Source organism: Nocardia implantans, assembly GCF_035544775.1.
In the GTDB taxonomy this organism is placed as follows: domain Bacteria; phylum Actinomycetota; class Actinomycetes; order Mycobacteriales; family Mycobacteriaceae; genus Nocardia; species Nocardia implantans.
In genome coordinates, this window is the sequence record NZ_JAYKYQ010000008.1 from 385,019 (window position 1) to 395,662 (window position 10,644).

Annotated in this window: 11 protein-coding genes; 10 read left to right on the plus strand and 1 reads right to left on the minus strand. The window is 69.4% G+C overall.

The window, feature by feature from the left end; all coding sequences use genetic code 11:
- The first annotated feature begins 90 nt into the window (after nt 1-90).
- Nucleotides 91-1,146 (plus strand): acyl-CoA dehydrogenase family protein, encoded by a 1,056-nt coding sequence (locus tag U3653_RS20970; RefSeq protein WP_195078090.1) that lies wholly within the window; start codon nt 91-93, stop codon nt 1,144-1,146.
- Nucleotides 1,147-1,360: 214 nt separating this feature from the next.
- On the plus strand, nt 1,361-2,758 hold the full coding sequence (locus tag U3653_RS20975; protein WP_195078089.1) for an FAD-binding oxidoreductase: 1,398 nt from the start codon (nt 1,361-1,363) through the stop codon (nt 2,756-2,758).
- Here U3653_RS20975 and U3653_RS20980 read toward each other — a convergent pair whose 3' ends face one another.
- Nucleotides 2,759-3,352 (minus strand): TetR/AcrR family transcriptional regulator, encoded by a 594-nt coding sequence (locus U3653_RS20980; protein ID WP_323124112.1) that lies wholly within the window; start codon nt 3,350-3,352, stop codon nt 2,759-2,761. It abuts the gene before it with no gap.
- 77 nt (nt 3,353-3,429) lie between these two features.
- Here U3653_RS20980 and U3653_RS20985 point away from each other — a divergent pair, with 77 nt between their 5' ends.
- From U3653_RS20985 to U3653_RS21020, 8 genes are all read left to right on the plus strand, one after another.
- Entirely contained in the window at nt 3,430-3,918 is a 489-nt protein-coding gene (locus tag U3653_RS20985) for a cupin domain-containing protein (RefSeq protein ID WP_195078087.1), read from the plus strand.
- 126 nt (nt 3,919-4,044) lie between these two features.
- On the plus strand, nt 4,045-4,500 hold the full coding sequence (locus U3653_RS20990; RefSeq protein ID WP_323124111.1) for a MarR family winged helix-turn-helix transcriptional regulator: 456 nt from the start codon (nt 4,045-4,047) through the stop codon (nt 4,498-4,500).
- Nucleotides 4,500-5,741, plus strand: a complete 1,242-nt coding sequence (locus tag U3653_RS20995) for an MFS transporter (RefSeq protein WP_195078085.1) — start codon at nt 4,500-4,502, stop codon at nt 5,739-5,741. Before U3653_RS20990 ends, U3653_RS20995 begins: the two co-directional genes overlap by 1 nt.
- Nucleotides 5,742-5,833: 92 nt before the next feature.
- Nucleotides 5,834-6,586, plus strand: coding sequence for a DUF427 domain-containing protein (locus U3653_RS21000; protein WP_195078084.1), 753 nt, complete (start codon nt 5,834-5,836; stop codon nt 6,584-6,586).
- 175 nt (nt 6,587-6,761) lie between these two features.
- Nucleotides 6,762-7,175 (plus strand): YbaB/EbfC family nucleoid-associated protein, encoded by a 414-nt coding sequence (locus U3653_RS21005; protein ID WP_195078083.1) that lies wholly within the window; start codon nt 6,762-6,764, stop codon nt 7,173-7,175.
- Between the two features lie 57 nt (nt 7,176-7,232).
- Nucleotides 7,233-8,990: a hypothetical protein gene (locus U3653_RS21010; protein WP_195078082.1), complete on the plus strand. Its 1,758-nt coding sequence runs from the start codon at nt 7,233-7,235 to the stop codon at nt 8,988-8,990.
- Nucleotides 8,987-9,253: a thioredoxin domain-containing protein gene (locus U3653_RS21015; protein WP_195078081.1), complete on the plus strand. Its 267-nt coding sequence runs from the start codon at nt 8,987-8,989 to the stop codon at nt 9,251-9,253. The genes U3653_RS21010 and U3653_RS21015 overlap by 4 nt, the downstream gene beginning before the upstream one ends.
- Nucleotides 9,250-10,644, plus strand: a 1,395-nt coding sequence (locus tag U3653_RS21020; RefSeq protein WP_494338309.1) for a WXG100-like domain-containing protein, incomplete at its 3' end; no start/stop codon positions are given. The genes U3653_RS21015 and U3653_RS21020, both read left to right, overlap by 4 nt.

A 10,644-nucleotide genomic window follows, 5' to 3' on the forward strand; every position in this document is an offset into this window, starting at 1 on the left:
AACCACGCAGGGCCCCGCTCATGCGACAAACCAACACAGCATGAGCGGTCAGGCCCGCAGGCGGCAGCGCCCCCCGAAGAAAGGACACCGATGAGCACCGCCGAACATCAGGAATTCCTCGCTTCGGTGCGGGCGCTGCTGACCAAGCACGCCGGGTCCGCCGCGGTACGCGCCGCGATGGACACCGAACTCGGCTACGACCCGGCGCTGTGGCGGCTGCTGTGCGAGCAGATCGGCGTCGCCGCGCTGGCGATTCCGGAGGAGTACGGCGGATTCGGCGCGAGCCTGGTCGAATCCCTGCTGGTGGTGGGCGAATTGGGCCGCACGCTCGCCGGGGTGCCGATGCTCGGTTCCGCGGTCCTCGGCGGGCAGGCGGTGCTGCTGTCCGGTGACGGGGAAGCGTGCGCGCGGCTGCTGCCCGAGGTGGCCGAAGGCGCGCGCACGATCGCGGTCTGCTGGGCGGACGAGCGCGGCTGGGACGAGCCGGGCGTGCACGAGACGGGCGGGGCCCTCACCGGGACCGCGCACTACGTGCTGGACGGGATGTCGGCGGACACCTTCGTCGTCGTCACGCCGACCGGTCTGTTCGAGGTCGAGCCCACCGCGCCTGGCGTCACCCGGCGGCCAGCGCCCACCATGGACCCCACCCGCAAGCTGGCCGAAGTCGGCTTCGCCGACGCGCCCGCACGACGGCTCGGCTCCGGTGATCAGTCCGCGACGATCGCCCGGCTGCGGGAGATCGCGTGGGCGGCGCTGGCTGCCGAGCAGGTCGGCGCCGCCGACCGCTGCCTGGAGATGACGGTGGACTACGCCAAGTCCCGCGTGCAGTTCGGGCGGGTGATCGGCAGTTTCCAGGCGCTCAAGCACCGCATGGCCGACATGTACGTGCTGCTGGAATCGGCCCGGTCGGCGTCGGTCGCCGCGACCGCGGCGGTGGCGGCGAACAGCCCGTCGGCCGCCGAGGACGTCTGGGTCGCCCGCGTGCACTGCTCCGAGGCGCTCACCGCCATCGCGGCCGAGACCGTCCAGTTGCACGGCGGCATCGCGATCACCTGGGAGCACGACGCGCATCTGTTCTTCAAGCGCGCCCACGGGGACGCGCAACTGTTCGGCGCCGCGCACCGCCCGGTGACGCAGCCCGCCTGAGCCGGGGCAGCGGCGCACCGTCCGTGGCGGCGGTGCGCCCTGCCTCGATAGGCTGTCCGGCGCGAACTCGATGCACTAAGATGTGACAAGCGCCACACGCGCATGCCGGGGGATGCGTTTTCGAGTGGCACCGCAGGTCGGAATCGGTGCCGTAGCGAGTCGAGATGCCGACTCGTCCCAAAAGTCGTCGGGGCCCACCAGCCGGGAGGATGCCATGACGCGAACAGTGAATTCCGATCTCGAAGCATTGCGGTCCGCCATCGGCGGGCCGGTGTACGGCCCAGCCGACCACGGATACGACCGGGCCCGCGCCATCTGGAACGGCGACATCGACCGGCGCCCTGCGGTGATCGCCCAGTGCCTGTCGCCCGGTGACGTCTCCGCGGCGCTGGCCTTCGGCCGGGACCGCGGGCTGGAAATCTCCGTTCGCGGCGGCGGCCATTCCTACAGCGGAACCGCGGTCGGCGACGGCGGCCTGATGATCAACCTCAGCGCTTTGAAGAGCGTCGTGGTGAATCCGGAGACCGAGCGCGCCAGGGTCGGCGGCGGAGCGACGATGGCGGACATGGACGCGGCGACCCAGGCCTACGGGCTGGCGGTCACCGGCGGGGTGATCAGCGACACCGGCGTCGGCGGCCTCACCCTCGGCGGCGGCATGGGCTGGCTGACCCGCATGGCCGGGCTGGCCATCGACAACCTCGTCTCGGCGCAGGTGGTCCTCGCCGACGGCCGGGTGGTGCGGGCGTCGGAGACCGAGAACGCGGAATTGTTCTGGGCCTTGCGCGGGGGCGGCGGGAATTTCGGCGTGGTCACCGAATTCGAATACCGCCTGCACCACGTCGGGCCGGAGGTCCACGTCGGCCTGCTGTTCTGGGACATGGCGGACGGCACCGACGCACTGCGCCTGATCCGTGAGTTCATCCCCACCCTGCCGCGTCGGTCCGGGGCGTTGATCGCGCTGGCGATGTCGGCGCCGCCCGCGCCTTTCGTCCCGGAGCGGTATCACGGCCACGCGGGCCACGCCCTGATCGTGGCCGGATTCGGCACGGCCGAGGAGCACGCCGCCGCGGTGGCGCCGATCCGCGGCGCACTGCCGCCCCTGTTCGAGTTCGGCACCCCGATGCCGTACACCGGGTTGCAGCGGATGCTCGACGCGGCGGCGCCGTGGGGCCTGCACGGCTACGAGAAGGCTCTCGACCTCGACGATTTCTCCAACGACGTCATCGCGGTTCTCACCGCGAACGCCGCCGGGAAGTCCGCGCCGCTGTCGTTCATGCCGATCTTCCCGCTCACCGGTGCGTTCAGCACCGTCGGCGAGAACGACACGGCATTCGGCGGCACGCGCAACCCGCATTACGAGTGCAACATCACCGCGATCACCCCCGACCCCGAAACACTCGCCTCGGACCGGGAATGGGTGCGCACGACATGGGCAGCGCTGCGCCCGCTGGCTTCCAACCAGGGCGGGTACGTCAACTTCATGTCCGACCCGGACCATGACCGGGTGCGCGAATCGTACGGCCGCACCAAGTACGCGAAGCTGGCGCACATCAAGGCCGACTACGACCCGGGCAACATCTTCCACCGCAACGCGAACATAGCCCCCAGCTGATCACTCCGCCGAGCGTTCACGGGCCGCTTCGGGGCGCAGGCCGTCCAGCACGATCCGTACGAGCCTGCGCCAATCACCGCTGCCGCTGCTGATGGTCGCGGACAACGCGCCGACGATCATGTAGACATCACCCACCGTGCAGTCCGCACGCAGCATTCCCGCGGCCCGGTCCCGCTCGACGAGTTCGCCGATCACGTCCTCGAGCCTGCCGCGGGCATCGCCCCTCGGCTCGCTGCCCGTCGACTGCCGAGCCGCCTCGATCGCCGCCGACAAGCCACGGTCGGCCGCCAGCACCGCGCCGACATGGCGCAAGTAGTGGGCGAGCCCCTCGCCCGGCTCGCCGCGCAGGCATTCGGTGCGGGCGAACTCCTCGATCTCGGCGAAGCGCTGCTCGGCCGCGGCCTCGATCAGGTCGGCATGGGTGGGGAAATGGCGGTAGACGGTTCCGACGCCCACTCCGGCGGCGCGGGCGATCTCGGCCAGTGGCACGGCGCCGCCCTGCTCGGCGAACAGCGTGCGGGCCACGGCCACGATGCGGGCGCGGTTGAGCGTGGCGTCGGCCCGCTGCCTGCGGGGCGATGGCGGCCTTGACACGGGCGATTCCTCCATGTTTACGCTTCAACCGGAATCGGATTCCGGTTCCGTTTCATTGTCTCGAAGGGTAGCACTTCATGTCCCACAACCGTTTCCGTCTTCTGACCCCCGGCGACGCGCGGCCCGGCCGAGTGCCGCTGCCGCCCGCGTTCGCGGTGAAGGCAACCACCGCCGACACCGAGGGCAGGTTCTCCCTGCTGGAAGTGACGTTGGCGCGAGATATCCCGCGACACACGCACCATGTCGCGGACGAATGCATCTACGTGCTGGAAGGCACGCTCGACGTCGAGTTCGACGACCGGACGTTCTCCGCGACCGGGGGCATGTTCGTACTGCTGCCGCACGGCGTTCCGCACGCCCTGCGCTGCGGATCGCAGCCGCCGCCACGGGTACTGCAGATCTCCTCACCCGGCGGCTGGGAGTGCTACCTCGAAGACCTCTTCGAAGCCGGAGCGTCGGTGCTGACCGACGGCGCGCTGGATCCGGTGAAGATCAACCCGATCGCGGCGGCATACGACATCCACTACGAGGAGTCGACGAGCCCTCTTGCGGGACAGCCTGATTGAGCAGCAACGGCGACTCGGGGCGACCCGGCGGAGAACACCGATCCGCCGGGCGTCCCACCGTGTGGCCGATTTCACCACAAATAGATAGTTAGCCTATGTAATAATATTCCTGTGCAGCAAGCTCAGGTGACCGTAGCGGATGACATCGTCGTCGACCTTCTCGTCACCGCGGGCAGGCTCACTCGGCTGGCCGGGGTGATCAGCGGCGACGACCTGCCGCGGGCCATGTTGCGGGCGCTGGCGGTGCTCGACGAACACGGCGCGCTGCGCGTCAGCGAATTCGCCAGGATCGACCGATGTTCACAGCCGGCGGCAACGGCGCTGATCGGCAAGCTGGTCGCGGAAGGCTTCGCGACCAGGCGCAAGGACCCGGAGGACTCCCGGGCCGTGATCGTCGAACTCACCCCGGCCGGGCGGACCCGGCTGGCCGAGTTCCGCCGCGCGTTCGCCACCGCGATCGGCGCGCATCTGCCCGGCTTCGACGCCGGACGCCTGGCCCGGCTGGACACCGAACTGCACGACTTGCTGGAGGCCCTGAAAGCGGCTACGCGACAGCACGATCCGATCTCGAGGGAACACTGATGAGCACTTTGGCTCCTGCCCGCGCCCCGGTCGCGGACAACACCAAGCAACCGAAAGCCGTCTGGGCGGTCGCGTTCGCGAGCGTGATCGCGTTCATGGGCATCGGCCTGGTCGATCCCATTCTCAAACCGATCGGCGAGCAACTGGACGCGTCACCTTCGCAGGTGTCGCTGCTGTTCACCAGCTACATGCTGGTGACGGGCGTGGCCATGCTGATCACCGGTGTGGTGTCCAGCCGCTTCGGCGCGAAGAAGACGCTGCTGGCCGGATTGGCGATCATCATCGTGTTCGCGGCGCTGGCCGGTATGTCGAACACGGTGGCGCAGATCGTCGGGTTCCGCGCGGGCTGGGGCCTGGGCAACGCGTTGTTCATCGCCACCGCCCTGGCCACCATCGTCGGCGCGGCCAGCGGCGGTGTGGCCCGCGCGATCATCCTGTACGAGGCGGCGCTCGGCATCGGTATCGCGACCGGTCCGCTGGTCGGCGGCGTGCTCGGCGGAATCAGCTGGCGCGGGCCGTTCTTCGGCGTGTCGGCGTTGATGGCCGTCGCCCTGATCAGCATCGTCGTCCTGCTGCCGGAAGGCCCAGAGCCGACGCACCACACCTCGATCACCGCGCCGTTCCGCGCCCTGCGCTACCGCGGACTTCTGATCGTGAGCCTCACCGCCCTGCTGTACAACTTCGGCTTCTTCACCCTGCTCGCCTACACCCCCTTCCCGCTGGACATGGGTACCTATGCGATCGGCTTCATCTTCTGCGGCTGGGGTGTGCTGCTGGCGATCGCGTCGGTGTTCCTGGCTCCCCGGTTGCAGCGGCGCTTCGGTTCGCTGCCGATGATGGGCCTCTCGCTCGGCCTGTTCGCGGCCGACCTGGCGATGATGGCCGTGTTCGCCGAGCACAAGCCGGTGCTGATCGTCGGCACCGTGCTGGCGGGCCTGTTCCTCGGCGTGAACAACACGCTGATCACCGAGGCCGTGATGATCTCGGCGCCGGTGGAGCGGTCCACCGCGTCGGCGGCATACAGCTTCGTCCGTTTCGCGGGCGGCGCCGCGGCGCCCTATCTCGCGGGCAAGCTCGGCGAGAACAGCATCTCGCTGCCGTTCTGGGTGGGCGCGGCGTGCACCGCCGCCGCGGTCGTCGTCCTGCTGGCCGGGCGCGCCGCCTTGGCCCACCTCGACGACCACGATCCCGCTCCGCACAGCGTCGAGGAAGCACAGGCCATCACCGTCGGCGACGACTGATCGTCCGAGCGCACCGAAGGCAGCCACCCGCGTGGCTGCCTTCGTCGTTTTCCGCCCTGGCGGGCACCGGCCGAGGAGTACGGTCGAGAAATATGACCGAAGCGAAGCGGGGGCGCGTCAGCGTCGAGACCAGCCAGAAGCGTGTGCGCGCCTATCTGGGCGGGCACTTGGTCGCCGACAGCGTTCGGCCGGTGCTCGTGTGGGAGAACCCGCACTACCCGACCTACTATCTGCCGGTCACGGATCTGCGCGCGAAACTCGAACCGAACGGGCAGACGCAGCACTCCACCAGCCGCGGCGACGCGACCGTCTATGACGTCATGGTCGACGGCACGACCGCGGGCGGGGCGGCGCTGCGTTATCACGAGTCGCCGATCACCGAATTGCGCGAGCTGGTGCGCCTGGAATGGGGTGCGATGGACGAGTGGTTCGAGGAGGACGAACCGATCTACGTCCACCCGCGCAACCCGTACTCCCGCGTCGACATCCTGGCCAGTTCACGGCATGTGCGGGTGGAGATCGACGGCGTCACCGTCGCCGACTCACGCGCCCCGCGCATCCTCTTCGAAACCGGCTTGCCCGCGCGGTATTACCTGCCGATGACCGACGTCAGGATGGATCTACTGCACCCGTCGGCCACCCACACCAGCTGCCCGTACAAGGGCACCGCCGACTACTGGACCGTCCGCGTCGGCGGCAACGAATATCCCGACTACGTGTGGGGCTATCGCACGCCGCTGCCGGAGAGCCAGAAGGTCGCCGGGCTGGTGTGCTTCTACAACGAGAAGGTCGACATCTACCTCGACGGTGAACTCCAGCAACGACCGCGCTCCCCGTTCAGCTGAACGCCCCCGGCGATGATCAAGCCGGAATTCCCATCACCGGGAAGCCCGGCGTCGGTTCGGCGCATGCGCTGTTCCGATAATTGGCTGACGCGACGCGCCCGTCGACGAGCGAGCGGTTTCCGCGCAACGGCGGCGTGTGCGCCGACCGATGAGGACACACAGCAGGGAGCCGCCCGTGGATCGATGGGAACGGGACGGCCTGCGATCGGCGAACAGTGGATTGCGCAGCCAGGTCCACTACATCCTCGACATCTACGAGCGGCAGCAGGCCGAGCTCACCGAGGTGCGGCAGCAGCTGGAGACGCTACGTGTTCGAGCCGGCTCCGCTGATCAGCTGGTGGAAGTGACGGTGGACAGCGCGGGGGTGATCACGGACGTGCGCTTGGCGGCGGCCGCGACCCGAGGGACGGCGGAACGACTGGGACAGTCGATCACCGAAGCAGCGCAGGAGGCGGCACAGCAGGCGCGGTCGCAGCGGGAGGCGCTGATCGCCGGGCTCGAGGACGCCGCCCAGGCCATGCCCGACCTACCCGACATGGTGCCGGGCGCACCGAGCTGGCGGGAAAAACCGGAGTCCATCGACAACTAGACAGCGGGCCGACGAACCGGACGGGAATCGGCCGCAGGGAGGCGTGAGGAGACGGGTGTGGCGCAGTCGTTGCGGCTCGATCAGGAACGGCTTCGGGCACTGGTTCCGGAATTCGAGGACATCGGTGCGGATGCCCAACGCGTCCTGAAGGAGTTGAAGGCCGCGATCGAGCGGGAAGGCAGCTGGTGGGGAGACGACCCGGCGGGCAAAGCGTTCGAGCGCACCTATCTTCCGGACGCGGAGAAAGGCGTCGCCGGTCTGACGAAGACCGTAGCGAGCCTGCGCGAAGAAGGGAATGTCGTCGCGGGCCTGGTGGACAAATTCGAGCAACAAGATACCGAAGGAGTCCGGCGGATCAAGGACGCCGACCCGTCGGCACAGGACAGCCCGAACACCGGTCCCGGCACGTCGCCCTATCAGGTTCCGCCGAGTGCGCGGAATCCCACCACCACGAGCGCCACACCCACCGGCAACCGTGCCAACCCCGTGTCCGCGTCGTCGACGACCGGGCCGGACACGGCATGGGACCCCGGTCGTAGCCCCACGTCGCCCGTGGCGGACAACGCGAACAACCCCGGCAACTCGCGATCGCCTTCCACTGCCCCGCAGTCGGCCCGATCGAATCAACCGAGCGTCTCGGCCAACCCGCTGTCCGGCAACGTCCCCGGTGCGGGGAATCCCGGACTGGGCAATCCGCTCGGCTCCTACGTGCCCGGGCGCGACGAGAGCGCGCCGGCCTCCGAGCGGACACCCTCGGCCACCGCACCGGCGACCACGCGCAACACCACTCCGGCGGCTACCGCTCCGCAGGCAACCGCCACCGGCGACCCGGCGACCAACCGCAAACAGGCGCGCACTCCGTGGTCGAAGAGTTCGGCCGAGACCGCGCCTTCCTCTAACGCACCGGCAGCCAAAGCCGCAGGCCCGCAGGTATCGGCGCCGCCGAGCACCCCACCGAGGGTCTCGGCGTCGGCTCCGAACGTCTCGCCGCCGCGCATGCCCTCGCCCCAGTTCCCCGATCAGCAGGCGGGCAAGCCCGCGGCGAAGGCGGCCGGCAAGGCATTCGGCGCCGAGTCCAAATCCGGCGCGCGTCACCCCTGGGCCACCGACGGTATGGTCGCGAGTGAGAACGTCCGTCTCGCGCGGGAACTGGCCGAGCGCCACGACCTGGAACTCGTCGGGTTCGATGATCCCGGCATCGACGGGTACGCGATCCGGGAACTGGCGGCGGCGCTCGATGACGTGCTCAACCAGTATCCCTACCTCGACTTGCGCCAGATCGCGATAGCGGAATCGCGCGAGGCCGCCACTCGTCTGGAATGGGACTGGGTCGCGGGACAGGCGGGCCCGGAGCCATACACCCGCAGGATCGTGCTCGACTCGGTGGTCGCGCGGAATCCGACCGCGTTCGCCGAATATGTCCGTAACGCAACACAATCCGGGAACCTCGCACGCGGATCGGACCGGCGTCCGGTGTATTCGACGATGATTCGGGAATTGGGGCACGCGCTGGACATCGCCGGCCGGTTCCAGGCGAGACAGTTGGCCCAGGACGCGCTGATCGCCGAGTTCACTCGAACCCGCGGCACGGAAGCACGCGACAAGTCCCCCGCCGCCTCCCCCGCCGATTACGAGCAATGGCGGGCCCAACTGAGCCGTTACGGATTCCACAACGGCCGCTTCGATCCGGGCATGGCGTTGGCCGACGCGTTCGCCGAGGTCCAGATCAACGGACCCGAAGCGGGGCCGCCCGCGAAGGTGCTGCACCGCTTGCTGGTCGAGACGGCGAAGAAGACCTGGACGGCACTGCCGTGAACGCAGGCGGTGGCCGGACCGCCGACGACCGGCAGCACGAAACGTTCGAGACCGAGTTGGCCGCAGCGGTCGCGGGCAGCCCGCTGCGGATGCACGTGGGGTTGGGGCCCGACACGGACGCGGCCCTGGTCGCCATCGCGCTGGCCCATCCGAACGTCACGCACGACATGATCGAGGCGGCACGCCGCGCCTTCGTGGCGGAGTCCGTTTCGGTCGCACATGTCCCAGCGGAAGCGGCCCCTTCGCCGGACGTCTCGCTATGACCCTGCAGATACCGGAGGCTTTCCCGGACTGGCTGGTGACCTGCGTCGCGGGGCATTTCCCCTGCGGCGACGAGGACGCCGCGCGCCGTCTCGGTGACCAATGGTCGGATACCGCCGAGAGCTGCCGAGTGCTCGCCGACCGGCACGATGTCGCCGCGGCGTCGGAGCGGGCGGCGATCGCGGGCATGACGAGCGACGTCAAGACGCAACGGAATCTGCAACTCGGCGACGATCTGCGCAATCACGCCACGTATGCCGACTCCATGGCCGAACAGTGCTACAGGGGCGCCAACGACATCGAGTTCAACAAACTGCTGGTGATCGGCACCGGATTCGCTCTGCTGGCGCAATTGGCGCTGGACGCGGCGCTCATGGCGCCAGGCGTCGTCAAGGCCGCCGAGGACCGGGCGGCCGCGGAGGCGAGCTGGGCGGCGGCCAGCCGGCGATGCCTGCTCAGCATCAAGAGTGTCGGCGCCGAGTGCGCGATACGGCGGGCCGGTATCCCACTGGCGAAGGCGACCGCGATCGGCGCCGCACTCGGCGCGGGCACCGGCGCCCTGGTCAACGGCGGCGCTCAATGGTGGCAGAAGAACGTCCTGCACCACCGCGACAAGATCGAATGGGACCAGGTCGGCGACGCCGCTGTCATCGGCGGTGCGGGCGGAGCCCTCGGAGCACGTTTCGCGTCCCGCGTCGCTCCCGGCGTCAACCGGGTGATCGGCAGCATCGCCGAGCGGTCGCAGTCCAACGTGGTGCGTTACGGCGCCCACGTCACCAGCGGCTTGCTGATCGGCGGAGCCGGCGGAGTCGCCGGTGCGGCCGGAGGGTTGGTCGCGCAGATACCGCTGACCGGACACATACCGAAGGGCGAAGACCTCGAAAACGCGTTGATCACCGGATTCGTCGGCGGCTTCGTCGGCTCCGCCACCGTCTTCGCACAGCCGTTGCCGCCCCGTCCCCTGGCCCGCCCGGCGCCCGGGAACACGAACCGCCCCGGAGCCCGACCGACACCCGACCCGTCGACCCCGCCCCCGGGCGGTAACGGTCCCGCACCCGCCGCACCGGGCGACGGCAACCCGCCACGCCGACCCAGCACACCCGACGACGGCAACCCGCCACGCCGACCCAGCACACCCGACGACGGCAACCCGCCACGCCGACCCAGCACACCCGACGACGGCAACCCGCCACGCCGACCCAGCACACCCGACGACGGCAACCCACCACGCCCAAACACGCCCAAGCCCGACGAACCCGAACCCACCACACCGAAACCCGACGAACCCGAACCCACCACACCGAAACCCGACGAACCCGAACCCACCACACCGAAACCCGACGAACCCGAACCCACCACACCCAAGCCCGACGAACCCGAACCCACCACACCC

Bases quoted from the DNA above. Each gene is read 5' to 3' on its own strand.
- U3653_RS20970 (WP_195078090.1), top strand. From the start codon at position 91: ATGAGCACCGCCGAACATCAGGAATTCCTCGCTTCGGTGCGGGCGCTG.
- U3653_RS20975 (WP_195078089.1), top strand. From the start codon at position 1,361: ATGACGCGAACAGTGAATTCCGATCTCGAAGCATTGCGGTCCGCCATC.
- U3653_RS20985 (WP_195078087.1), top strand. From the start codon at position 3,430: ATGTCCCACAACCGTTTCCGTCTTCTGACCCCCGGCGACGCGCGGCCC.
- U3653_RS20995 (WP_195078085.1), top strand. From the start codon at position 4,500: ATGAGCACTTTGGCTCCTGCCCGCGCCCCGGTCGCGGACAACACCAAG.
- U3653_RS21000 (WP_195078084.1), top strand. From the start codon at position 5,834: ATGACCGAAGCGAAGCGGGGGCGCGTCAGCGTCGAGACCAGCCAGAAG.